23 protein-coding genes are annotated in these 21,971 nt (G+C 61.4%); 13 read left to right on the top strand and 10 right to left on the bottom strand.

The genetic code is table 11. The features are described 5' to 3' along the window. The first annotated feature begins 195 nt into the window (after positions 1-195). Entirely contained in the window at positions 196-1,371 is a 1,176-nt protein-coding gene (locus tag AACY44_RS25385) for an MFS transporter (RefSeq protein WP_339418940.1), read from the top strand. On the opposite strand, the gene AACY44_RS25380 is transcribed toward AACY44_RS25385, so the two are convergent. Together AACY44_RS25380 and AACY44_RS25375 are read right to left on the bottom strand one after the other, a co-directional pair. After that, complete coding sequence (locus tag AACY44_RS25380; protein ID WP_339506898.1) at positions 1,365-2,402, bottom strand: alpha/beta hydrolase family protein; 1,038 nt, start codon at positions 2,400-2,402, stop codon at positions 1,365-1,367. The genes AACY44_RS25385 and AACY44_RS25380 overlap by 7 nt on opposite strands. A 240-nt stretch (positions 2,403-2,642) precedes the next feature. Beyond that, the gene (locus tag AACY44_RS25375; protein ID WP_339418938.1) at positions 2,643-3,254 is read right to left on the bottom strand and encodes an FMN-dependent NADH-azoreductase; all 612 of its coding nucleotides are present in this window, start codon (positions 3,252-3,254) and stop codon (positions 2,643-2,645) included. 124 nt (positions 3,255-3,378) lie between these two features. On the opposite strand from AACY44_RS25375, the gene AACY44_RS25370 reads away from it, so the two are divergent. Together AACY44_RS25370 and AACY44_RS25365 are read left to right on the top strand one after the other, a co-directional pair. Next, on the top strand, positions 3,379-4,287 hold the full coding sequence (locus AACY44_RS25370; RefSeq protein WP_339497621.1) for a LysR substrate-binding domain-containing protein: 909 nt from the start codon (positions 3,379-3,381) through the stop codon (positions 4,285-4,287). Next, entirely contained in the window at positions 4,284-4,640 is a 357-nt protein-coding gene (locus tag AACY44_RS25365; RefSeq protein ID WP_339428230.1) for an MmcQ/YjbR family DNA-binding protein, read from the top strand. Before AACY44_RS25370 ends, AACY44_RS25365 begins: the two co-directional genes overlap by 4 nt. A gap of 502 nt (positions 4,641-5,142) precedes the next feature. Here AACY44_RS25365 and AACY44_RS25360 read toward each other — a convergent pair. Continuing rightward, on the bottom strand, positions 5,143-5,526 hold the full coding sequence (locus AACY44_RS25360; RefSeq protein ID WP_065909282.1) for a DUF1294 domain-containing protein: 384 nt from the start codon (positions 5,524-5,526) through the stop codon (positions 5,143-5,145). Further along, positions 5,523-6,353: an undecaprenyl-diphosphate phosphatase gene (locus tag AACY44_RS25355; protein ID WP_339428229.1), complete on the bottom strand. Its 831-nt coding sequence runs from the start codon at positions 6,351-6,353 to the stop codon at positions 5,523-5,525. Before AACY44_RS25355 ends, AACY44_RS25360 begins: the two co-directional genes overlap by 4 nt. A 219-nt stretch (positions 6,354-6,572) precedes the next feature. Between AACY44_RS25355 and AACY44_RS25350 the strand changes: the two genes are divergently transcribed. From AACY44_RS25350 to AACY44_RS25340, 3 genes are all read left to right on the top strand, one after another. Next, the gene (locus AACY44_RS25350; RefSeq protein ID WP_339437089.1) at positions 6,573-8,207 is read left to right on the top strand and encodes a methyl-accepting chemotaxis protein; all 1,635 of its coding nucleotides are present in this window, start codon (positions 6,573-6,575) and stop codon (positions 8,205-8,207) included. 101 nt (positions 8,208-8,308) lie between these two features. Beyond that, the gene (gene pnuC, locus AACY44_RS25345) at positions 8,309-8,872 is read left to right on the top strand and encodes a nicotinamide riboside transporter PnuC (RefSeq protein ID WP_339439284.1); all 564 of its coding nucleotides are present in this window, start codon (positions 8,309-8,311) and stop codon (positions 8,870-8,872) included. Next, a complete protein-coding gene (locus AACY44_RS25340) occupies positions 8,869-9,423 on the top strand; it encodes an AAA family ATPase (protein WP_339531312.1) in 555 nt (184 codons plus the stop codon). The genes pnuC and AACY44_RS25340 overlap by 4 nt, the downstream gene beginning before the upstream one ends. Here AACY44_RS25340 and ggt read toward each other — a convergent pair. Next, positions 9,420-11,144 carry a gamma-glutamyltransferase gene (gene ggt / locus AACY44_RS25335; RefSeq protein WP_339531296.1) on the bottom strand — a complete coding sequence of 575 codons (1,725 nt, stop codon included), beginning with the start codon at positions 11,142-11,144 and terminating at the stop codon, positions 9,420-9,422. The genes AACY44_RS25340 and ggt overlap by 4 nt on opposite strands. Before the next feature lie 122 nt (positions 11,145-11,266). Continuing rightward, positions 11,267-12,646 carry a MocR-like pyridoxine biosynthesis transcription factor PdxR gene (gene pdxR, locus AACY44_RS25330; protein ID WP_339531294.1) on the bottom strand — a complete coding sequence of 460 codons (1,380 nt, stop codon included), beginning with the start codon at positions 12,644-12,646 and terminating at the stop codon, positions 11,267-11,269. Positions 12,647-12,776: 130 nt separating this feature from the next. On the opposite strand from pdxR, the gene AACY44_RS25325 reads away from it, so the two are divergent. From AACY44_RS25325 to AACY44_RS25310, 4 genes are read left to right on the top strand one after another with little or no spacing between them, the layout of a single operon-like run. Then, positions 12,777-13,253, top strand: coding sequence for a carboxymuconolactone decarboxylase family protein (locus AACY44_RS25325; RefSeq protein ID WP_339418928.1), 477 nt, complete (start codon positions 12,777-12,779; stop codon positions 13,251-13,253). Beyond that, on the top strand, positions 13,246-13,686 hold the full coding sequence (locus AACY44_RS25320; protein WP_339531292.1) for a GNAT family N-acetyltransferase: 441 nt from the start codon (positions 13,246-13,248) through the stop codon (positions 13,684-13,686). Before AACY44_RS25325 ends, AACY44_RS25320 begins: the two co-directional genes overlap by 8 nt. Next, positions 13,683-14,276 carry an FMN-dependent NADH-azoreductase gene (locus tag AACY44_RS25315; protein WP_339418926.1) on the top strand — a complete coding sequence of 198 codons (594 nt, stop codon included), beginning with the start codon at positions 13,683-13,685 and terminating at the stop codon, positions 14,274-14,276. Before AACY44_RS25320 ends, AACY44_RS25315 begins: the two co-directional genes overlap by 4 nt. A gap of 59 nt (positions 14,277-14,335) precedes the next feature. Continuing rightward, positions 14,336-15,487, top strand: a complete 1,152-nt coding sequence (locus tag AACY44_RS25310) for a MalY/PatB family protein (RefSeq protein WP_339437091.1) — start codon at positions 14,336-14,338, stop codon at positions 15,485-15,487. Positions 15,488-15,580: 93 nt separating this feature from the next. Here the strand turns inward: AACY44_RS25310 and AACY44_RS25305 are convergent, their stop codons facing one another. The 4 genes from AACY44_RS25305 to AACY44_RS25290 all read right to left on the bottom strand — a co-directional run bounded on the left by AACY44_RS25305 (position 15,581) and on the right by AACY44_RS25290 (position 18,536). Further along, complete coding sequence (locus tag AACY44_RS25305) at positions 15,581-15,796, bottom strand: TOBE domain-containing protein (protein ID WP_339418922.1); 216 nt, start codon at positions 15,794-15,796, stop codon at positions 15,581-15,583. A gap of 282 nt (positions 15,797-16,078) precedes the next feature. Continuing rightward, positions 16,079-16,987 (bottom strand): FecR domain-containing protein, encoded by a 909-nt coding sequence (locus tag AACY44_RS25300; RefSeq protein ID WP_339418920.1) that lies wholly within the window; start codon positions 16,985-16,987, stop codon positions 16,079-16,081. After that, complete coding sequence (locus AACY44_RS25295; RefSeq protein WP_339418918.1) at positions 16,984-17,502, bottom strand: sigma-70 family RNA polymerase sigma factor; 519 nt, start codon at positions 17,500-17,502, stop codon at positions 16,984-16,986. The genes AACY44_RS25300 and AACY44_RS25295 overlap by 4 nt, the downstream gene beginning before the upstream one ends. Before the next feature lie 92 nt (positions 17,503-17,594). Beyond that, on the bottom strand, positions 17,595-18,536 hold the full coding sequence (locus AACY44_RS25290) for a LysR family transcriptional regulator (RefSeq protein WP_339418917.1): 942 nt from the start codon (positions 18,534-18,536) through the stop codon (positions 17,595-17,597). 116 nt (positions 18,537-18,652) lie between these two features. Between AACY44_RS25290 and AACY44_RS25285 the strand changes: the two genes are divergently transcribed. Genes AACY44_RS25285 through AACY44_RS25275 form a run of 3 tightly spaced genes read left to right on the top strand, consistent with a single transcriptional unit; the run spans position 18,653 to position 21,960 of the window. Continuing rightward, positions 18,653-19,948, top strand: a complete 1,296-nt coding sequence (locus AACY44_RS25285) for an MFS transporter (protein ID WP_339437093.1) — start codon at positions 18,653-18,655, stop codon at positions 19,946-19,948. A gap of 16 nt (positions 19,949-19,964) precedes the next feature. Next, positions 19,965-21,149 carry an L-rhamnonate dehydratase gene (gene rhmD / locus AACY44_RS25280; RefSeq protein ID WP_339418913.1) on the top strand — a complete coding sequence of 395 codons (1,185 nt, stop codon included), beginning with the start codon at positions 19,965-19,967 and terminating at the stop codon, positions 21,147-21,149. A gap of 10 nt (positions 21,150-21,159) precedes the next feature. Next, positions 21,160-21,960: an HpcH/HpaI aldolase family protein gene (locus AACY44_RS25275; RefSeq protein WP_339418911.1), complete on the top strand. Its 801-nt coding sequence runs from the start codon at positions 21,160-21,162 to the stop codon at positions 21,958-21,960. The last annotated feature ends 11 nt before the right edge of the window (positions 21,961-21,971 follow it).

Genomic DNA, 21,971 nt, shown 5'->3' with positions numbered 1-21,971 from the left:
GCAAGTTAGAGCCCCGTCCAGTGTGACGGGGCTTTTTGCATCTTGAGATGAGCACGCTTTTTGTGGCGAGGCAGCTTGCTCCCTCGCCACAGGTTATTCGCTCCGGGAGGGATGTTGTTTAAGTAGTTAGTCTGCTTTCCTTTGCCCCTGGCCCTTGCGATGATGCGCCTACCGCCCGCCAGCGAACGAGTGCCCATGTCTGCCGCCACGCCCAACTCCCTGTCGATCACCCTGCAGATCGTCTCCATCGTCTTCTACACCTTCATCGCCTTTATCTGCATTGGCCTGCCGATTGCGGTCATACCTGGCTATGTACACGAGCAACTTGGGTTCAGCGCTGTAGTGGCCGGCATCACGATCGGCTCGCAATATCTCGCCACCCTGCTCAGCCGCCCCATGGCCGGGCGCATGTCGGATAATGTCGGCACCAAGCGTGCAATTGTGTTGGGGCTGGCCGGGATTCTTGTGAGTGGCGTGCTGACGTTTTTCGCGACGCTGGTGGAAAGCCTGCCGTCGCTGAGCCTGGGTATTCTGATCGTCGCACGTCTGTTGTTGGGCGTGGCCCAAGGGTTGATCGGCGTGGGCACCATCAGTTGGTGCATGGGCCAGGTCGGTGCCGAACACACCGCGCGGTCGATTTCGTGGAATGGGATCGCGTCCTACGGTGCCATTGCCATTGGTGCACCGCTGGGTGTCGTGATGGTGGCCGAATACGGCTACACCAGCCTCGGCATTGCGCTGTCAGTGTTGGCGGCACTGGGCCTGGCGCTGATCCGCAACAAACCGTCGGTGCCGGTTGTGCGTGGCGAGCGTCTGCCATTTTGGGCGGTGTTCGGGCGTATCGCGCCGTTTGGCGCCAGCCTGTGCCTGGCATCGATTGGCTATGGCACCCTCACCACCTTTATCACCTTGTACTACCTCAATCGAGGTTGGGTCGGCGCGGCGTACTGCCTCACGGTATTTGGCGCGTGCTTCATCCTGTCACGGCTGGTGTTTATTGCCGCCATCAGCCGTTTTGGTGGCTTTCGGGCAGCGATTGCCTGCATGACCATCGAAACCCTCGGCCTTACGCTGCTCTGGCTGGCACCGTCCACCGCGGTGGCGTTGGTTGGGGCCGGGCTGACCGGCTTTGGCTTGTCACTGGTGTACCCGGCGCTGGGGGTGGAAGCCATCAAACAGGTGCCCAACAGCAGCCGTGGCGCGGGGCTGAGTGCGTATGCGGTGTTTTTTGACTTGGCCCTCGCGATCGCCGGGCCGTTGATGGGCGCCGTGGCCTTGAACCTCGGCTACGGCTGGATCTTCTTCTGCGCCGCGCTGTTGTCGGTCACCGCCCTGGGCGTGACCCTGTTGCTCATGCGCCGCGATTACTGATCAGCCGTTTGCATACCGGCGCGGGTGGATTGACCGAGGGTATGGCTGAAAAAACGCCCCGCCTCAGAGATCAAGTCACGGTGAATGCCTTCACGGTCGACCCCGTCAGCATCCGTGCAAATCGCCGGCATCGCCGCCAATTGGTCGCTGTCACACGGCGCCATGAACACGAAGTGCCCTGCCCCGGCCAGCAGCTTGAAGTCGGGCGGCTCTGGCAGCTTGCGCGCCAGGGCGGCAGCGTTCTTGTCCACGGCCACCAACTTGTCGCCATCGCCACTGTAGAGCAGCACCGGCACATGCACGTCGACCAGGGTGTGGCGGCCGAACATCAGGCTCAACGGCGCCATCAGCATCAAGGCGTGAATGCGCAGGTCGGATTGCGGTTGCAGGTCATCGCGGTCCACCACCAATTCGCCTTTGGTGGTGCAAGCATCGCGATCCTCCGGGCGCTCCTGGCAGTAACGGCGCAGGCGGTCGAAATCCGGCTTGGCACCCGCCAGGATCAACGCGGTTTCACCCCCGGCCGAGTAACCGATAACGCCCACCTGATCGACGTCAACGAATGGCGACAGCATCGGATCGCCCAGGGTGGCAGTGATCGCTTCAGAAATCTGAATCGGCCGGCCATACAGGTTGCTCACCGTGCCCAGTCGACTGTGGTCTTTGTAGTTGTCGCCAGGATGCAGCACCGCCACCACCACAAAACCTTTACGCGCCAGCGACGTGGCCAGGTCGTGCAGGGCCAGAGGTGTGCCGGTGTTGCCGTGGGACAGCATCAACATCGGAAATCGGCCAATGGCAATCTTGGAATCTTCGGAGGCCGCGACGTGATAGGCGCCCAACGGCGTGGTGTGTTCAGCGTCGGTGGACGGGTAGAACGCGATGGCTTTCATCGGCTGCAAGTCCACCGGGTCGAGAAAAGTCATGCGGTGGAAACCCACACTCCAATGGGGGTGAGGCGCAGGGGCGGCGTGCACTGAAACCAGGCTGCCGAGCAGGGAAAGAACCATAACAGCACAAAGACGCATCATGGGGATGGCCACCTTTGCTGTGTGCCCACGTTCAACATCCGCGGCATATCTGGTTGAAAAATCCATGGTTCAGGCGCTCGCACCGGGTGATAAACCCATGCGTGCATAACCTGGGCCAGAGTAATGACTGCGGGTAAACGAAAAAACTCCGTAGTCCGGTCGTTTTGAGGCGATCAGAATACAGAGTTTAGACGCGCCGCTTCAGATTGAAACGGGGAAAGGCGCTGTTTTACATAAGCTTTACGCGGCGGCGAACAATTGTTCATTGATGCGTACGTTGGCGTCGCTCAAAGATTTGCTACGCGCGTCATCGCCGTAGGCCAAGCCTTCGGCCCGTACGATTTCAATGTCAGTGATACCTAGGAAACCAAACAGCAGTTTCAGATAGCCTTCATGGGCAGCGCCAGACGCCTGCCCGGCGTGCAAGCCACCGGAGGTGGACACGATGATGACTTTCTTGTTGCCGCACAGGCCTTCCGGGCCGGCTTCGGTGTAGCGGAAAGTCTGGCCGGCGACGGCGATGCGGTCGATCCAGGCTTTCAGTTGAGTCGGGATGGTGAAGTTGTACATTGGCGCACCAATCACCAAGGCATCGGCGGCGAGGAATTCAGCCAGCGACGATGCGCTCAGGTCGGCCTCGTGCTTTTGCGCGGCATCTCGCTGTTCAGCGGCAGTGCCCAGGGCGCCCAGGGTCGCGCCGGAGAAGTGGTTGATAGCTTCGCTGGCCAGGTCGCGGTAAGTCACTTCCACACCCGACTCCGCCGCTTGCCAGGCCTTGACCACACCCGCGCTGAGCTGACGGGATGCCGAGTTGTCGCCGAGAATGCTGGAATCGATATGCAAAAGTTTCATGTGAGATCTCCGGTTAGGATCGTCAAGGGCCATCAGATGGTGGTGATGCTACACATGAAACCAATAGCCGATAAGACGGCTTAAATGCGATAGTTCGTCCCACTCACAGGACAATAGGCTGACCATGCAAGACCTCAACGACCTCTACTATTTCGCCAAAGTCGTGGAAGCCGGTGGCTTCGCGGCGGCCGGGCGATTGCTGGGGATTCCCAAGTCGCGGCTGTCGCGGCGCATCGCTGAGCTGGAAGAACGCCTGAGCGCGCGCCTGCTGCAACGCACCACCCGCCAATTGACCCTCACCGCCGTCGGCGAGCGCTACCTGCGCCACTGCCAGGCCATGCTGCTGGAAGCGGAAATGGCCGATGAGGCCGTGGCCAGCATGTCCAGCGAACCCCGTGGTCGGCTGCGGGTCAGTTGCCCGGTGGGCATGGCGCAGCACATTCTGCCGGAGCTCGTCGCGGGCTTTCTCGCTGCCCACCCCCAGGTGCAGTTGGAAATGACCCTGGTCAATCGCCGTGTCGACCTGGTGGCTGAAGGTATCGACGTGGCGTTGCGCGTGCGTGAACTCGGTGATGAAGACCCGCTACTGGTGACCAAACGCCTGCGCCAGGCCCAGACCTTACTGGTCGCCAGCCCCGAACTCGTGCGCGAGCGTCGAGTCAACAGCCTCGACGACCTCAGGCAACTGCCCATCCTCGGTGCATTGGAGGCAGACCGCATGGTGCATCAACGTATCCTCGACCCACAGGGCACCCCTCACGAACTGGTGATGGAAGCCCGGCTGGGCATCGAAGACTTCATTGTGCGTAAAGCCAGCGCGATCATGGGCGTGGGTTTTACCGTGTTACCAATGATGTATTGCGAAGAAGAGTTGGCCAAAGGCCGATTGGTGCAATTGTTGCCTGAATGGTCGTTGCCGGGCGGCTGGCTGCAAGCGGTTTACCCGCATCGGCGCGGCGTGCTGCCGGCGATACGGGCCTGGATCGACTACCTGGAAGAAGGCTTCAAAGGCTGTGGAGACCGCCTGCTATGAAGATGACCGAAGAACACGTCGCCAGCTTCTGCCTGAGTCTGCCCGGCGCGCGGGAGGACTACAAATGGGGCGGTGTGCGCGTCTTTTCGATTGCCGGAAACAAGATGTTTGCCCTGCAGAACCTGCGCGGTGAATCGCTGGCGTTCAAGGTCGATAAGGAACTGTTCCTCGGCCATGTGGACCGCCCAGGCATCCACCCGGCGCCGTATCTGGCCCGCGCGCAGTGGATCATCATGAACACGCCCTACCCGCTTGGGGCTGATGAACTGCGTGGCTTGTTGCAGCGTTCACACCAGTTGGTGGTCAGCAAGTTGCCCAAACGCACGCAGGTCGGGCTGTTGCTGGGTAATTGACGCAAAAGCACCCTAGTTATCTAAGTGACTATCGGTTGCTCTGCTTTTGATTTGCTCTGCTCAGCTTTTGATCTTGATCTCAGGCGCCCCGTCAACCACGCTGGCCGAACGCAGGCTTGAATCCGTGGGTAACCCGACAGGACGCCGGGTTAGCCGCGCTGGGCCAAGGATGGCCCATCGCGGCGGCCCACGGATTCAAGCCGGAGTGAGGGCATGTCGAGCCTAGGCGAGACACCGAGTGGTGGGGCGAAGGCCTTTTGCTTACTTTTGGGCCTTTCCAAAAGTGAGTCGCTGTAAGAGCGAAACCCTAAGTGGCCGTTATCTAAATAACGGATATACACTCGATCCTAGTCGCCCGACACATAGCCATCGCAGGCAAGCCAGCTCCCACATTTGAACCGTTTCTCGCCAGATAAAAGTCGCCGCATGCCCCGCCGCCACGGCAGCAAGCTCCCTCGCCACAGGTCTGGCGCAGCACCAAAAGAGCTGTAGATACCCAAGCCTATAGGACTGAAACCAACGTGCCGCCGAGAAACATCTGGTCAAGCCAAAACACCTGATGCAACAACACAATCACCCAAAACAACACCTGATAAGACACCTTGCGCGTCTTGTGCCGGAACACCTGCTGGGCAATCAGCGCCCCCGGCCAACCGCCCGCCAGTTCCACGGCATGCAGGATATTTTCCGGCGTGCGCCAACTGTCGGTGCGCGCCTTGCGCTTGTCGCTCCAATACAGGAAAAACGCGATCACGCTGACCACGCCATAGGCCGCCAGCGGGATCACGGTCTCGCCGCGCTGCCACACCAGTACCGAACCCAACAGCGGCGCCGCGCACAGCAGCACGAAGAGCGCTGCCTTCAAGCGTGGGTGCTGAATCATCATGCCTTGGCCGCGGCCCAGTCGATCCAGCCGAATTGCCAAGTCGCCAGGATCAACAAGCCGAACGCAATGCGGTACCAGGCAAACGCTGCATAGCTGTGGCTGGCGATGAATTTGAGCAAGCCCTTGACCGCAATCATCGCGAAGATGAACGAGGTCACAAAGCCGATGGCGAACACCGGCAAGTCCGCAGGCTGGAACAGGTCACGGTACTTGTAGCCCGAATACACCGCCGCACCCACCATGGTCGGCATCGCCAGGAAGAACGAGAACTCGGTGGCGGTCTTGCGCGACAGGCCGAACAACAGGCCGCCGATAATGGTCGAGCCGGACCGCGAGGTGCCCGGAATCATCGCCAGGCACTGCGCCAGGCCCACCTTGAGCGCGTCTTTCCAGGTGATGTCATCGACGGTTTCGGCATGCACTTCGTGCTCGCGGCGCTCGGCCCACAGCATGATGACGCCGCCCACCACCAGCGCCGTTGCCACGGTGATCGGGTTGAACAGGTAGTGATGAATCAGGTCGGCGAAAATCACCCCCAACACCACGGCCGGGAAGAAGGCGATCAAAAGGTTGAGGGTGAACCGCTGGGCCTTGCGCTGGGTCGGCAGGCCGCTGACCACTTCGAAAATCTTGCCACGGAATTCCCACACCACGGCGAGGATGGCACCCAGCTGAATGATGATGTTGAACGCATTGAAACGGTCGCCGGTAAAGTCGAGCAAGTCGGCGACGATGATCTGGTGGCCAGTGCTGGAAATCGGCAGGAACTCGGTAAGCCCCTCCACAACGCCAAGAATCAATGCCTGTATGGCGGTCCAAAAATCCATGCTTCCCCCAAAGGTCTTGCTCTATGGCAAGCCTCATTGATCTTTTTAATGGTTCACTGACGACAAGATACGATGCTGGATTTTAACCCCCAACCTGCAAAAATCTTGTGAAAAATCAGACAGTACTCAGGTTTTCCGAATACAGGCCGAAAGACTATCAGACAAGGCGGAAAAGTCGATGCACGCCCACAATTATAAAAAGCCCGGAGTGACAGGACGATGAACAGTTTGCGCAATATGTCGATCAGCCGGCGCCTCTGGCTGATCCTGATAGTCGCCGTGCTGATGCTGTTGGCCCTGGGTTTGCTGATGCTCAAGCAGATCCATGACGACCTGTACCAGGCCAAGCGCCTACAAACCCAACACGTGGTCCAGACCGCCAGCGGGATTCTGACGTTTTATCACAGCCTCGAGACGACTGGCGTGATGACCCGCGAAGCGGCCCAGAAACAGGCAATGAGCGTGGTGCGTGGCTTGCGCTACGACCATGATGACTATTTCTGGATCAACGACCTGACGCCGGTGATGATCATGCACCCGGCCAACCCCAAGCTCGATGGCCAGAACCTTTCGGCCATTCGTGACCCTGACGGGTTTGCCGTGTTCAACGAATTCGTGATCCTGGCCAAGGCCAAGGGCGCCGGCATCGTCAACTATCGCTGGCCCAAGCCTGGGGCCGACGCACCAGTGCCGAAAACTTCGTACATCCAACTGTTCCAGCCGTGGGGCTGGATTATCGGTTCCGGTGTGTACGTGGATGATGTGCAGGCCGAGTTCAGCACCCAGGTCTGGAAAGCCTCGTTTATCGGCCTAGGCATTGCGCTGGTGATGGCGTTGCTGGTCTCACTGATCGCCCGCAGCATTGTGCGGCCGCTGCAGGACGCGGTGAACGCCATGGGCAACATTGCCAGCGGCGAAAGCGACCTCACCCGCACCCTCGACACCCACGGCCGGGACGAAGTCACCCAATTGGCCCATCACTTCAACAACTTCACCGCCAAGTTGCGCGAGGTGGTGAGCCAGTTGCAGGTATGCGCCAACGCGCTGGGCCAGTCCTCACAGGAGCTGGGCAACAATGCGACCCAGGCCCATGACCGCAGCCAGCAACAGTCCCAGCAGATGGAACTGGTGGCCACCGCCATCAATGAAGTCACCTACGGCGTGCAGGACGTGGCCAAGAACGCTGAACACGCCGCCAGCGAAATGCGCGATGCACAGGCCCAGGCGCAGCAAGGCCAGGTCAATATCGACGGCAGCCTGCAACAGATCGACCAACTCTCCAACACCATCAGCCAGGCCGTGGAAGTGATTCGTACCCTGTCCGCTGAAAGTACCCAGATCGGCAGCGTGCTCGAGGTCATCCGTTCCATCGCCGACCAGACCAATCTGCTGGCCTTGAACGCGGCGATTGAAGCGGCACGCGCTGGCGAGCAAGGCCGCGGCTTTGCGGTGGTGGCCGATGAAGTACGCCTGCTGGCTCAGCGCACGCAAAAATCCACGGCGGAGATCCAGGGCATGATCGAGCGCCTGCAAGGCCACTCGGAAGCGGCGGTCAACGTGATCAGCGACAGCCACAGCGCGTCGCAACTGACCATCGAGCAAGCCGGCCAAGCCGGCGCCAGCCTGACCGCCATCGGCCAGGCCCTGCACAACCTCAACAGCCTGAATGCCTCGATTGCCAGCGCCACGCTGCAGCAGGCGCATGTGGTGGAAGACATCAACCAGAACGTCACCCAGGCCGCCGGTTTGTCCCACAGCACGGCGTTGGCGGCGGAACAGTCGAGCGTAGCAAGTGTGCACTTGCGCAGCCTGAGCGATCAGCTCGACGGACTCTTGCGCCAGTTCAAAGTCTAGTCCGGTAGTGAGCGGGCAAGCCCGCTCACTACAAGCCAATTCCTACGCCAATCTTCTTTCGTTACAATCCCCGCCCTCTCCCACTCTCCCAAGGAACGACCATGTCCGGGCTTGAACTGTTCGCCGCTGCCCTGGGGGTGATCGCCGTGTGGCTGACGGTCAAGCAAAACCCTTGGTGCTGGCCGATCGGGCTGGTCATGGTGCTGCTTTACACCTGGGTGTTCTACGATGTGAAACTCTATTCCGACATGCTGCTACAGGTGGTTTACGCCGCCCTGCAAGTCTACGGCTGGTGGCAGTGGACCCGCGCCGGCCAGATCAAGCAAGGGCGCCAGGTCACCCGCCTTGGTGGGCTGGCAATCATGGCCAGCCTCACGGTGGGCGCAGTCGGCAGCCTGCTGCTCGGCGCCGCCATGGCCCACTGGACCGACGCCGCCCAACCCTGGCTCGACGCCGCGCTCACCGGTTTCAGCCTCGTGGCGCAAATGTGGATGGCGCAGAAACGTGTGCAGTGCTGGGCGTTGTGGATTGTGGTGGACGTGATCTTCGTCGGGCTCTTCCTCTACAAAGGCCTGTACCTGACCGCCGCGCTGTACGCGCTGTTCACTGTGATCGCCGTGCAAGGCTGGCGTGAATGGCGCGCCGACCCGGCGTTGCGCGCATGAAAGTGGTGGTATTGGCGGGTCCCGAATCCAGCGGCAAGAGCTGGCTAGCGGCTGAACTGCAAGCGCACTTCGGCGGGCTGATGGTCGGTGAATATGTGCGCCATTTCATCGACCATCATCGACGTGATACCACCTTGGCCGATATCCCGGCCATTGCCCGCGGCCAACTGGCCTGGGAGGACGCTGCCCGCGCCGAACAGCCTGAGTGGCTGATCCTCGACACGCATTTGCTGACCAACAGACTCTGGAGCCAGACCCTGTTCGGCGACTACCCGGCGTGGCTGGACAGCGAACTGCTGGCGCGGCATTACGACCTGCACCTGCTGCTCTCGCCGGATGATGTGGAATGGACCGCCGACGGCCAACGCTGCCAACCGGAACTGGCGGATCGGCAGGCGTTTTTCGAGGATAGCCTGGCGTGGATGCAGCAGCATCAGCAGGCAGTCGTAGTGATCAGAGGGAATTGGGAGAAGCGCCGAGTCGCGGCCTTCAAGGCCGTAGAAGAATTATTGTATGAGCGGGGCAAGCCCGCTCACTGCAGGCGTGGTTAGTAGCCCAAGGAAAGCCCGGTGTTGCGACGCGGGTCATTCGCGCCATAGAAGCGGTTATTCCCCACCGGTTTGCCACCCAGGGATGGAGCACCCACGAGGATCGCCGCCAAGTGGTTGGCGTCCTGCGGGCCTGCAAACGTGTGGCCCCAGCTTTCAAGGATCTTCTGGGTGTCCGGGCTGACCGCGAAGGCCTCCAGGTTAGTCGTCTCAGGCATCCACTGCTGGTGGAAACGCGGTGCGTCCACGGCTTCCTGGATGTTCATCTTGTAGTCGATCACATTCAGGATCGTCAGCAAGGTCGCTGTGATGATGCGGCTGCCACCTGGCGTACCCACTACCATCACCGTCTTGCCATCCTTGGTCACGATGGTCGGGCTCATCGACGACAGCGGCGCCTTGCCCGGTGCAATGGCGTTGGCTTCACCCTGGACCAGCCCGTACATGTTCGGCACACCGACCTTGACGGTGAAGTCGTCCATTTCATCGTTGAGGATCACCCCGGTCTTGCTCGCCATCACGCCCGCACCGAACCAGTCGTTGAGGGTGTAGGTAACCGACACCGCGTTGCCCCACTTGTCGACGATGGAATAGTGGGTGGTGTTATTGCCTTCATGGGGCGATACACCCGGCTTGATCGCCTGGGAATCACCGGCCTTTTGCGGATCAATCGCGTCACGCAGTTTCGTCGCGTAGTTTTTGTCCAGCAGGTGCTCGATCGGGTTCTTTACGAAATCCGGATCACCGAGGTAGCTGTTACGGTCCACATACGCGTGGCGCATGGCCTCGATCTGGTAATGCAGGCCTTGGGCCGAGTGATAGCCCAGGTCGGCCATCGGGAAGCCTTCGAGGATGTTCATGATCTGGCAGATCACCACGCCACCGGAGCTCGGCGGCGGTGCCGAAACGACATGGTAGCCACGGTAGTCGCACTCGATGGGCGCCAGCTCGCGGGTTTTGTAGTTGTCGAGGTCTGCCTGGGTGATGATGCCTTTGCCAGCCTGGCTGGAATCCACCAGTGCCTTGGCAACCCAACCTTTATAGAAACCGTCACTGCCCTTGGCCGAGATTTCCTTGAGGGTCTTGGCCAGGTCTTTCTGCACGAGTTTCTGACCCACCTGCAGCGGTTGGCCGTTATGCAGGAAGATTGCGCGCATGTCCTTGTCTTTTTCAAACTCACCGGTAGCGGTATGCAGCAGGTCGATATCACCCTGCTCCAGGGCGAAGCCGTTTTCCGCCAGTTTGATCGCCGGGGCGATGACCTGGGCACGCTTGAGGGTGCCGTATTTGCTCAGGGCCAGCTCCATGCCCGAGACAGTGCCAGGTACGCCCACAGCCAGATGGCCCTTGGCGCTGAGGCCTTCGACGACGTTGCCGTCTTTGTCCAGGTACATATTGGCGGTGGCCGCCAGCGGCGCTTTTTCGCGGAAATCGAGGAAGGTCTTGCGCCCGTCAGCCAGTTGCACGGTCATGAAACCGCCACCGCCCAGGTTACCCGCCGCCGGGTATACCACGGCCAGCGCGTAGCCCACGGCGACGGCCGCATCGACCGCGTTGCCGCCAGCCTTGAGCACATCCACGCCCACATGTGTTGCCAAATGCTGGGCCGTGACCACCATGCCATTTTCACCGGCCACCGGGGCCTGGGACGCGGCTTGCACACCACTGACCGTCAACACCAGGGCGGTGACAATCAAGGTACGGCTGAAGGGTTGGTATTTCATCCATGGCTACTCTGGTTATTGAGATGCACCAAAATAGCCCGTTGCGGATTTAATCCCCAGCGCAATGGCGTTTTTATTACAGAACCTGTCGGTCACAGAACCGGCCTGAAAAAGCCCATGCTCTATCGCTCGCTCAGGCCGGTAAGTTCGGCGAGAGTGCTGCGCAGAACCAGCGCCAAGTCTTTCGCTTGCTGAGCCGTCGCGACATTGGTAAATCCCATCATCAACCCCTGCCCCCACCCCACCTCGAGCGTCCACGATGACAACGCTTGAACTGCCAACCCTGCACGATCAGCCGCCTCAGCCACAACCCGATCCGGTACATCCACCATCAACCGAGCCAAGAGGTTAATCCCGCCCGCCTGCTCATCTACCCGCAAAAACGCCGCGCAATGCACCCGCAACGCCGCCACCCAATACCCCCGACGCTGCGCATACAACTGCCGCATTTTCTTCAGATGCCGGGTGAAATGCCCCTGCTCCAGAAAATCCGCCGCCGTCAGCTGCAACAACTGCGCGCTGCGCTGCTGCAACGCATGGGCACCCCGTTCAAACACCTCGACCAACGACACGGGCACCACCAGATACCCCAACCGCAAGCCCGGGAACAGCATTTTGCTGAAGCTCCCGGCATAGATCACCCGGTCATCCACATCCTGGCTCTTGAGCGCTGCCAGCGGCTGGCCGCGATAGCGAAACTCACTGTCGTAGTCATCCTCTACCACCCAACTGCCTTGCGCCCGCGCCCACTCCAGCAAGGCCTGCCGACGCGCCGGGCTCAACGCCACACCCAACGGGCTCTGATGCGCCGGGGTAACAATCGCCAATCGTGCCTCGCGTTCGCGCGCAATGCCTTGCTCGACATCCAGGCCATCGCGATCCACCGGCACCGGCACCAGCTCCACACCGTGACGCATCAACAATTGCCGCGCATGCAAATACCCAGGGTCTTCAAACCAACAGCGTTGCCCCGCCATCGCCAGCGTGTCGCACACCAACGTCAGGCACCCCGCATACCCGGCACACACAAATACCTGCTGCGGCGAGCACTCCACGCCCCGATACAACGCCAGGTAGCTGGCGATCGCCACACGCAGCGCCTGGGTGCCACGTACGTCACCCATCGCCAGGCTGTCGGCGTCGGTGCGGCGCACTTGCTGGGTGACCAGCCGCGCCCACAGCTTGCGCGGGAACGCATCCAAAGCAGGCAAGCCCATCTGCAGCGGACGTGGACCTGAAGTGCCTGGCAACGAGGCCGGCATTGGCTTCACCGACTTCGGCCGCAACGCCTCGGCGATCACCGTTCCCGCTTGCCCGCGCGCCTCAAAGAAGCCCTCGCTGACCAATAGCTGATACGCCGCCTCCACCGTACCGCGCGCCACCTTGAGCTCCTGGGCCAGCGCCCGCACCGACGGCACGCGCTCACCGGGGCGCAATTGGCCCTGGTCGATGGCCTGGCGAAAGCGCCGGTAGATTTCCTGGTATTTGGGTAGTGACGACATCGCAAGTGGCTCGACGCAAAGACAGGCCGAAGTCTGATCATGTCCCAACCCACTTGTCCAATCATGCCCCTGTCGGCCCCCGTTCACCCCCACGACAATGGCGCATCCCTGACCGAACAAAGGAATGCCCATGAAACACCGCCTCGATTACGCCCAGGCCGCCCCTGTCGGCTACAGAGCCCTGGGCACGGTGCACAGCTACATCCATGGCTGCGGCCTGGAGAAAGAACTGATCGACTTAGTGTACCTGCGGGTCTCGCAACTCAATGGCTGCGCCTATTGCTTGGACAGCCACTCCCGCGACTTGCTCAAACAGGGCGTGAGCCTGGAAAAAATCATGCTGCTGGCTGCCTGGCGCGAGGGGCTCCCGCTCTTTACCCCGCGTGAACGTGCCGCGCTGGCCTGGGCCGAAGTGGTCACCCCCGTGGCGCAAACCCAAGTGCCGGATGCAGATTACACAGAGGTCGCGGCGGCGTTCAGTGAGAAGGAAATCGCCGACCTGACCCTGGCCATTTCGTTGATGAACGCGCTTAACCGCGTTGCGATCAGCTTCCGCAAAGTGCCGGCAGCGATCAAGGCGCACGTTGAGAACCAAGGCCATGAATGAACACGTCGAATGCGTACAGATGGAAACCCAGGCCGATTTCATCGCCTGCTTCGTAGTGATGCAACAGCTGCGCCCGCACCTCACCGACGCAACGGCCTTTGCCGCGCAAATCCAGCGCCAACGGCAAAACGGCTATCGCCTGCTGGCCGCACGCGAAAACGGCCGGGTGATTGGCCTGGCCGGCTACCGGTTGACCGAAAACACCCTGTATGGCCGCTTTATATACGTGGATGACCTGGTGATAGACGCCTCATTGCAGCGTCGCCGGCTGGGTGAACGCCTGCTGGATCGCGTGCGTGAGGAAACCCGCGCGCGTGGCTATCGCTGGCTGGTGCTGGACACCGGCATGCACATGGCCATGGCCCAGCGCTTCTATTTCCGCCAGGGCCTGCTGCCCCTGGGCATGCACTTTTCCCAGGATTTGAGCCAATGACTCACGCCCTGCTCCTCAGTTTCAGCCCCCACGGCAAAGCCGCGCAGACCTTCAAACTGGCCCGCGCACTGTTACGCGACCTGATGCCGGGCGCGCAGGTGACCGAACGCGATTATGGCAGCCAGGCACTGCCGCCCTTGACCCGTGAATACGCTAACGCGCTGACCACTCCGGGCGGACTCAGCGCCAGCGCGACGGGGCTGTCGGAACAGTTGATCGTGGAACTCGAAGCCTGCGGCCTGCTGATCCTCTGCGCGCCGGTGCATAACTTCACCGTGCCGGCGGCGCTCAAGGCCTGGATCGACCAAGTGGTGCGCATCCAACGCAGCTTTACGCTGAATGAGCAGTTTGAAAAAGTCGGCTTACTGAAGGACCGACGCACCTTTGTGCTGGTCAGTTCCGGTAACGCCCGCAAGGGCCATGAGCCGGACTTTTTCACGCCGTACATGACCGCGATCCTGTCTACCGTGGGCATTCAGTCAGTCGATTTCGTGTATTTACCGGCCATGGTGCGCGGCGCAGAAGCGGTCAACCGCGCGCTGGAGCAGGCTCATCAGCGACTGTCGGTGGCAATCAGCTCTGGCCTATAAAAATAATGGCGCTAGAATCAGCGCCATTCTTGCGCCTGACTCCCTGATACGAGCCCCCCATGAGCTTTGATTTCGACACGATCCACCCCCGCATCGGCACCGGCAGCACCAAGTGGAGCCGCTACCCGCAGGACGTTTTGCCGATGTGGATCGCCGACATGGACATCGCCGCGCCCCCCGCCGTGCTGCAGGCGCTGCATGCACGCCTCGACCAGCAGGTCCTCGGCTACAGCGTCGCCGGCCCGGATGTGCGCGAGGCGATCGTCGCCGACCTGTGGGCCAAATACGCTTGGCGCGTACAACCGGATGAGCTGCTGTTCCTGCCCGGCGTCGAACCGGGTTTCAACATGGCGCTGCACGCGTTTGTCCAGCCGGGCCAGCCGGTGGTGCTGCAAACCCCGAACTATCGGCCGATCCGCCTGGCCCCAGGACACTGGAACCTGCCGCGCATCGAAGTCCCCTTCGAGCTGATCGACGGTGAATACTTCACGCCACTGCCAGCCTTGCACGATGCGCTGGCCGGCGCGGGTGCACTGCTGCTGAGCAACCCGCACAACCCCATTGGCAAAGTCTTCCCGCGCGAAGAACTGCTCGCCGTGGCCAACGCCTGCCTGGCAAACGGCGCGCTGATCATCTCCGATGAAATCCACGCCGAGCTGTGCTTTGACGGCCGCCGCCATATCCCCACCGCCAGCCTCAGCGATGAGATCGCCCAGCGCACCATCACCCTGATGTCGGCCAGCAAGGCCTATAACGTGGCGGGTTTGAAGACCTGCTTTGCGGTGGTCCAGAACGCCGAAATCCGCGAGCGCTTCAACGCGGCCCGTTGCGGCATGGTCGACAGCGTCAGCCCCCTCGGTCTGGAAGCCACTCGTGCGGCCTACAGCCAATGCGGCGACTGGCTCGACGCGCTGGTGCAGTACCTGCAAGCCAACCGTGACTACCTGCTCAAGGCCGTGCAAACCCGCCTGCCCGGTGTGGTGATGCATGCACCGCAAGGCACCTACTTGGCCTGGCTGGATTGCAGCGCGCTTGGCCTGGATGACCCGCAACAGTTCTTCCTGGAACAGGCCAAGGTGGGCTTGAGCGCTGGGATCGAGTTCGGTGACGACAGCCAGCAATTCGTGCGCCTGAACTTCGGCTGCCCACGGTCGATGCTGGAAGAGGGTTTGCAACGTATGGAACGGGTACTGCGCCAACGCCAGGCCTGACTCACCCTAAGCTGAGCCGTAATGGGCTCAGCTTTTGCTCTGCTTTTGATCTTGATCTCAGGCGCCCCGCCAGCCGGCGACGACACGGGATCGTCACAGCTTGGCGATGGACACTTCGGTGGACTTCACAAAGGCAATCACTTCACTGCCCACTTTCAACTCCAGATCACGTACCGAACGGGTAGTGATCACCGAAGTGACAATACCGGACGCCGTTTGCACGTCGATTTCCGACACCACGTCCCCCAGCAGAATGTCCTTGATCACGCCCTTGAACTGGTTGCGCACGTTGATCGCTTTAATGGTCATGTCGACTTTCCTTTTTGGCTGTTGGGTCAATCCGCACGTATGCGCAGGCCCTCAAAATGCGCCAATACCGACCACATCAAAAAGAATATATAACTATTTATTTATATCATTAAGGAATATGTGAATTGTTGCCCTGCCAACAGCGCTTCAAGAATTTGTCAACCTGCGAAGCATCTGCCGAGCGCCAACGAATCGGCGTGATCCGGTGCTGCGCAGCTGAAGCCGCTGTGCTTGAGCGAGCTGCAACGCGCCCATGTGATTGAATTGAAACGGCTCCCACACTTAACTCAGTGTGACCCAATAGCGCGTCCGCGCCTGCACCTCGACCCCCAGCGTTGAGGCCAACAGGTTGAGGATTCGGTCCGTGTCGTCCAAGCGAAAACTGCCTGTCACCCGCATACGCTCCAGGCGTGAATCCCAGCGCAACACCCCTGGGCGATAGCGCTCCAACTCCCGCAGAAAATCCCCCAACGGTTGATTCTGCGCCGTCAACACACCCGCGCGCCAGCCCAACTGCGACACATCAAACGGCGCCCAGGCGGCCAGCCCGCTGGCGTTCAGGGGGGCTTGCTGGCCCGCCTGCAAGGTCGTCACTTGCCCGTTCAGGTCGCGCACGTGAACCGAGCCCTTGAGCACCGACACCCGACAGCCAGCGGCCAGTTGCCGCACACACACTTCGGCCTGGCTGACCCTCAATTCGCCGTATCGGGTGTGCACGGTCATCGCCGTCGCGCCAGGCACATTCAGCGCCAACTCACCGTCCACCAAGGTGATGCGGTGCTGCGCGAGGTCCATGTTCACTGCCGTCGCGGTATTGAGTTGCAAGCTGCCGCCGTCGGCCAATGGCAGGCGTTTGCGCTCACCAGTGGCGGTATGCAGGTCGGCGCGCCATGCCTCGATGGGCAATTGGCGGCTGACCAACCAGGCAGTCGGCACCAATGCCGCGATCCCCAAGGCACGCTTGAGCACAGCGCGTCGCCCCGGTTGTGGGCGGTCGAGGCTGGCCATCGCCAGGGCCTGGGGCAAGTCGCTGAAACGCTGGCGTAGGGTTTGGGCTTTCTGCCAGGTCTGTTCGTGTTGGGGATGGCTGTCACGCCAGCGCTGCAACGCGGCGTGATCACGCTCGGTGGCCGCGCCGGATTCGAGCAGAGCCAACCAATGGGCGGCGGCGCGGGCGACGTCGCGGCTCACAGGTCCACCAGCAGGCAGTGCTCGTAGGCTTGGGCCATATAACGTTTCACCGTGCGCTCGGACACGTCGAGGCGCTCGGCAATTTCCCGGTAGCCCAGGCCTTCCAGTTGGCTCCAGAGGAAGGCGCGGCGGACCAGCACCGGCAAGCCGTCGAGCAATTCATCCAAGGCTTGCAGCGTCTCCAACACCAACCAACGCTGCTCGGGGGAAGGCACGCATTCTTCCGGCAGGTTCGCCAAGGCAGTCAGATAAGCCTGTTCAAGGCTGCGCCGCTGATGAAAATTCACCAGCAGGCGCTTGCCGACGGTCACCAGGTACGCCCGCGGCTCCTGCATCTGCGCAATCGGCTGGGCGCTGGCGAGCACCCGCAAAAACGTATCCTGGCTCAGGTCCGCGGCATCCCAGGCATTGCCCAGGCGCCGGCGCAGCCAGCTTTCGAGCCAACTGCGGTGGTCACGGTACAGGCTCGACAAGGTCAGTTCGGGGGCGTGGGTCGGTACAACAGCATCATTCATGGCTAGCGACCTGCGCGGCGCGAGTGAGTCTCAAATGAGATTCATTCTATTTAATATCGCACTGACACACCATGCCCTTTTCAACAATGCGTTTAAAGCATGGCGGCCTTCTGCCGCAGCAAGTCGATAAACCACCCCAATTCCCGGCTCACCCCCTCGCCTTTGCGCAATAACATGCCAAACGGCGCAAGCCGTACCTCCAGGGCTACCGGCAACGCCACCACCAAACCCATCTTCAGGTAATCACGCAGCGCGCTTTCTGACAGCACCATCACCGCGTCGGTCAGTTGGATCAACTGCTGCATGGAGTACACCGAGCTGCATTCGATGATGTCCGCTGGGCTCGGCAGCGCCAGGTCCTGCAGCGCCTGGTCGAAGCCGATACGCGCCGGGCTGGTTTGCGGTTGCAGGATCCACGGCCAGTCGTGCACCAATTCCTCCAAGGGCACGTGTTCGCGCTGAGCCAGGGGATGGCCCGCATGCACCACCACCAGCAAGCGTTCGTTGCCCAGGGGTTCGAAACTGTAATGCTCGCTGTCAGTGGCGGCGTTGCGCCGCGTGATCGCCAGGTCGATGCGACCCTGCTCAAGCAGTTGGATCACCTGGTCGCTGGTGTCACCCATGATGCGGATACGCAGTTGCGGGTTTAGCGTTTTGATCTGCGCGATGGAGTCCATCACCAAGTCCGGTGCGGCGCCCATGATGGTGCCGATCGACAGGTAGCCATAGCCGCCCTGCTGGCGAGCCATCAAGTCTTCGGCGCAACGGTCCAGCCCGCTCAAGGCTGATTCGGCAAAGCGGATCAACTCCTGGCCCAGCGCCGTCGGACGCATGCCCCTGGGCAAACGCTCGAAAAGGTCGCAGGCAAACATATCCTCGATCTCACGCAGCATGCGCGTGGCGGCCGGCTGCGACATGTTCAGCGCCTGGGACGCACGGTGCAGGTTCTGGCTGGAACTCAGCGCTACGAGCATATGCAGGTGCTTGTAGCGCAGGCGGTTAAATAGGCTGCGGGAGATCGGCGGACTACTCATCAACTTCCTTTATATCGATACCCTGAGGTTATCAGTTGTAAGCGAGATTCGATTTGTAGCGCATTGATCGCCCGCCGTACAGTCCGTCCCATAAGAACAAAACATCGGACGCCACTATGAAAACCCTGCCTACGCCCCTGCTCGCCAAGATTTCCTGGCGGCTGCTGCCTTTCCTGCTGTTGATGTACATCATGGCCTTTCTCGACCGCGCCAACGTCGGGTTTGCCAAACAAGCCTTTCAAGCCGACACCGGTTTGAGCGACGCCGCCTTCGCATTTGGCGCGGGTGTGTTCTTCGTTGGCTATGCGCTGCTGGAAGTACCGAGCAACCTGATCCTGCACCGTGTCGGCGCCCGTCTGTGGATGTGCCGCATCATGGTCAGTTGGGGCCTGGTTTCCGCGGCCATGGTATTTGCCCATAACGAAACCAGCTTTTATGTGCTGCGCTTTTTACTCGGTGTGGCCGAAGCCGGATTCTTCCCCGGCGTGATCCTCTACCTCACCTACTGGTTCCCACAGGCCGTGCGCGGCAAGGCCATGGGCTTCTTCTACTTTGGCGCGCCTTTGGCCTTCATCTTCGGCAGCCCGTTGTCCGGTCTGCTGCTGGAAATGGACGGCCTCGCTGGGATTCACGGCTGGCAATGGCTGTTCGCGGTCGAAGGCCTGATGGCAACGGCAGTGGGCATCTGGGCGTACTGGTACCTGGACAATCGCCCCGCCGATGCCACGTGGCTGACCATGGATGAACGCCAGCAGATCCAAAGCCTGCTGGACAGCGAAGACCAACACAAAACCTCCCACGGCCGCAGCCTGCTGACCGTACTGTGCCAACCCTCGGTGCTGTACCTGTGCCTGGTGTACCTGCTGATCCAGGCCAGCGTGTACGGCGTCGTGTTTTACCTGCCGACCCAGGTCGGCGGCCTGCTCGGCACCAAGGTGGGGTTGATGGTCGGGCTGGTCTCGGCCATCCCTTGGCTGTTCGCGTTGTTCGCCGCCTGGTGGATCCCCAGCTATTGCGACCGTACCGGCCTGCGCCGGCAGACCGCGTGCCTGACCCTGCTGATGGCCGCCGCCGGCATCGCTTGCTCGGTGACCTTCGCCAACCCGCTGCTGGGCATGCTCGCGCTGTGTTTCGCCGCCTCCGGTTTTATCGCGGTGCAACCGGTGTTCTGGACCTTCCCCTCCAGCTACCTGGCCGGCAGCGCCGCCGCAGCCGGCATTGCGCTGATCAATTCCTTCGGTGCCCTCGGTGGTTTTATCGCCCCGGTGATCAAGCACTGGGCTGAAGGCGCCTTCAATTCCCCAGCAGCCGGTTTGTACCTGCTGTCCGCCACCACGGTACTGGCTGCATTGCTGGTGCTGGGCATCCATTCACCCGGCCGCACCGCGTCGAAAACGCCGGCCACTGTTTAACGCCAGGAGTCACACCATGGGTCATCTCACCATCAAACACGTCCGCGCCTTTGTACTGCGAGGCGGCGGCGCCGATTACCACGACCAGGCCGATGGGCACTGGATCGACGACCATATTTCCACCCCAATGAGCAAGTACCCCGAGTACCGCCAGAGTCGCCGCAGCTTCGGCATCAACGTACTCGGCACCCTGGTGGTGGAAATCGAAGCCAGTGACGGCACCGTTGGTTTCGCGGTGACCACCGGCGGTGAACCGGCCGCCTACATCGTCGAGAAACACTTGGCGCGCTTCATCGAAGGCGCCCGCGTCACCGACATCGAGAAAATCTGGGACCAGATGTACCAGTCCACCCTGTATTACGGCCGCAAGGGCCTGGTGATCAACACGATTTCCGGCGTCGACCTGGCGCTGTGGGACTTGCTCGGCAAAATCCGTCAGGAACCGGTGCACCAATTGCTCGGTGGCGCGGTGCGTGACGAGTTGCAGTTCTACGCCACCGGCGCGCGCCCGGACCTCGCGCAGAAGATGGGCTTTATCGGTGGCAAGATGCCCCTGCATCACAGCCCCAGCGAAGGCGAAGACGGCCTGCGCAAGAACCTCGAAGCCCTGGCGGCCATGCGCGAACGGGTCGGCCCGGACTTCTGGCTGATGCTCGACTGCTGGATGAGCCTGGATGTTAACTACGCCACCAAGCTGGCGATTGGCGCCCATGAACATGGCTTGAAGTGGATCGAAGAAGCACTGTCCCCTGACGACTACTGGGGCTATGCGGCCCTGCGCAATAACGTGCCCAAAGGCATGTTGGTCACCACCGGCGAACACGAAGCCACCCGCTGGGGCTTTCGCATGCTGCTGGAGATGGGCTGCTGCGACATCATCCAGCCCGACGTCGGCTGGTGTGGCGGCCTCACTGAGCTGGTGAAAATCTCGGCGCTGGCCGACGCGCATAACGCAATGGTCGTGCCACACGGTTCGTCGGTGTACAGCTACCACTTTGTCGCCACCCGCCATAACAGCCCATTCGCCGAGTTCCTGATGATGGCGCCCAAGGCGGATGAAGTGGTGCCGATGTTCCACCCGCAATTGTTGGGCGAACCGGTGCCGGTGAATGGCCGCATGCGCTTGTCGGTACTGGACAAGCCCGGCTTCGGCGTGGACCTGAACCCCGATTGCCAACTGCACCGTCCCTACAACCGCTGAGGAAAGCGCCATGCACATGCCCCGCAATGGCTTCAAGGCCGCCCTCGCCAAGGACGCCACCCACTATGGCATCTGGGCCGGTTTCGCCACCGGCTACGCCGCCGAGATCGTCGCCAGCCTGGGTTACGACTGGATGCTGATCGACGGTGAACATGCGCCCAACACTGTGCCCAGTGTGCTCAACCAGTTGCAGACGGTCGCGCCGTACACCACGGCGCCCGTGGTGCGTGCCGTCAACGGTGACGCCAGCCTGATCAAGCAACTGCTCGACGTCGGCGCCCAGACCTTGATGATCCCCATGGTCGAAACCGCCGAGCAGGCCCAGGCCCTGGTGCGTGCCATGCGTTATCCGCCCCATGGTATTCGTGGCGTCGGCGGCGGTTTGACCCGCGCCACACGCTGGGACGGCGTGGACAACTACCTGAACACCGCCCATGAACAGCTGTGCCTGATCGTGCAGGTGGAATCGCGCCTTGGCGTGGAAAACGTCGCTGCGATCGCCGCCGTGGAAGGTGTTGACGCGGTGTTCATCGGCCCCGCCGACTTGTCCATCGGCCTCGGCCATGCCGGCAACCCCGGCCACCCCGAGGTGCAGGAGCGCATCAAACACGCCATCGACGCCACCCTCGCCGCCGGCAAGGTCAGCGGTATCCTGGCGCCCAACGAAGACGACGCACGCCGCTACCAAGCCTGGGGCTGCCGCTTTATCGCAGTGGCCATCGACATCAGCCTGCTGCGCCAGAGCGCCCTGGCCACCCTCGCCCGCTATCGCCCAGCTGCCGACCCACAAGCGCCTTCGCGCACTTACTGAGGAACCTGCCC

Origin of the sequence: Pseudomonas sp. RA_15y_Pfl1_P11 (genome assembly GCF_963970975.1) — a bacterium.
Classification (GTDB): Bacteria; Pseudomonadota; Gammaproteobacteria; order Pseudomonadales; family Pseudomonadaceae; genus Aquipseudomonas; species Aquipseudomonas tritici.
The sequence above is the reverse complement of the archived record's forward strand: the minus strand, read 5'-3'. Positions and strand labels throughout refer to the sequence as shown.

What these genes read in the sequence shown, in the direction of transcription:
- AACY44_RS25385 (WP_339418940.1), top strand. Translation starts at nt 196, where the DNA reads ATGTCTGCCGCCACGCCCAACTCCCTGTCGATCACCCTGCAGATCGTC.
- AACY44_RS25380 (WP_339506898.1), bottom strand. Translation starts at nt 2,402, where the DNA reads ATGATGCGTCTTTGTGCTGTTATGGTTCTTTCCCTGCTCGGCAGCCTG.
- AACY44_RS25375 (WP_339418938.1), bottom strand. Translation starts at nt 3,254, where the DNA reads ATGAAACTTTTGCATATCGATTCCAGCATTCTCGGCGACAACTCGGCA.
- AACY44_RS25370 (WP_339497621.1), top strand. Translation starts at nt 3,379, where the DNA reads ATGCAAGACCTCAACGACCTCTACTATTTCGCCAAAGTCGTGGAAGCC.
- AACY44_RS25365 (WP_339428230.1), top strand. Translation starts at nt 4,284, where the DNA reads ATGAAGATGACCGAAGAACACGTCGCCAGCTTCTGCCTGAGTCTGCCC.
- AACY44_RS25360 (WP_065909282.1), bottom strand. Translation starts at nt 5,526, where the DNA reads ATGATGATTCAGCACCCACGCTTGAAGGCAGCGCTCTTCGTGCTGCTG.
- AACY44_RS25355 (WP_339428229.1), bottom strand. Translation starts at nt 6,353, where the DNA reads ATGGATTTTTGGACCGCCATACAGGCATTGATTCTTGGCGTTGTGGAG.
- AACY44_RS25350 (WP_339437089.1), top strand. Translation starts at nt 6,573, where the DNA reads ATGAACAGTTTGCGCAATATGTCGATCAGCCGGCGCCTCTGGCTGATC.
- pnuC (WP_339439284.1), top strand. Translation starts at nt 8,309, where the DNA reads ATGTCCGGGCTTGAACTGTTCGCCGCTGCCCTGGGGGTGATCGCCGTG.
- AACY44_RS25340 (WP_339531312.1), top strand. Translation starts at nt 8,869, where the DNA reads ATGAAAGTGGTGGTATTGGCGGGTCCCGAATCCAGCGGCAAGAGCTGG.
- ggt (WP_339531296.1), bottom strand. Translation starts at nt 11,144, where the DNA reads ATGAAATACCAACCCTTCAGCCGTACCTTGATTGTCACCGCCCTGGTG.
- pdxR (WP_339531294.1), bottom strand. Translation starts at nt 12,646, where the DNA reads ATGTCGTCACTACCCAAATACCAGGAAATCTACCGGCGCTTTCGCCAG.
- AACY44_RS25325 (WP_339418928.1), top strand. Translation starts at nt 12,777, where the DNA reads ATGAAACACCGCCTCGATTACGCCCAGGCCGCCCCTGTCGGCTACAGA.
- AACY44_RS25320 (WP_339531292.1), top strand. Translation starts at nt 13,246, where the DNA reads ATGAATGAACACGTCGAATGCGTACAGATGGAAACCCAGGCCGATTTC.
- AACY44_RS25315 (WP_339418926.1), top strand. Translation starts at nt 13,683, where the DNA reads ATGACTCACGCCCTGCTCCTCAGTTTCAGCCCCCACGGCAAAGCCGCG.
- AACY44_RS25310 (WP_339437091.1), top strand. Translation starts at nt 14,336, where the DNA reads ATGAGCTTTGATTTCGACACGATCCACCCCCGCATCGGCACCGGCAGC.
- AACY44_RS25305 (WP_339418922.1), bottom strand. Translation starts at nt 15,796, where the DNA reads ATGACCATTAAAGCGATCAACGTGCGCAACCAGTTCAAGGGCGTGATC.
- AACY44_RS25295 (WP_339418918.1), bottom strand. Translation starts at nt 17,502, where the DNA reads ATGAATGATGCTGTTGTACCGACCCACGCCCCCGAACTGACCTTGTCG.
- AACY44_RS25290 (WP_339418917.1), bottom strand. Translation starts at nt 18,536, where the DNA reads ATGAGTAGTCCGCCGATCTCCCGCAGCCTATTTAACCGCCTGCGCTAC.
- AACY44_RS25285 (WP_339437093.1), top strand. Translation starts at nt 18,653, where the DNA reads ATGAAAACCCTGCCTACGCCCCTGCTCGCCAAGATTTCCTGGCGGCTG.
- rhmD (WP_339418913.1), top strand. Translation starts at nt 19,965, where the DNA reads ATGGGTCATCTCACCATCAAACACGTCCGCGCCTTTGTACTGCGAGGC.
- AACY44_RS25275 (WP_339418911.1), top strand. Translation starts at nt 21,160, where the DNA reads ATGCACATGCCCCGCAATGGCTTCAAGGCCGCCCTCGCCAAGGACGCC.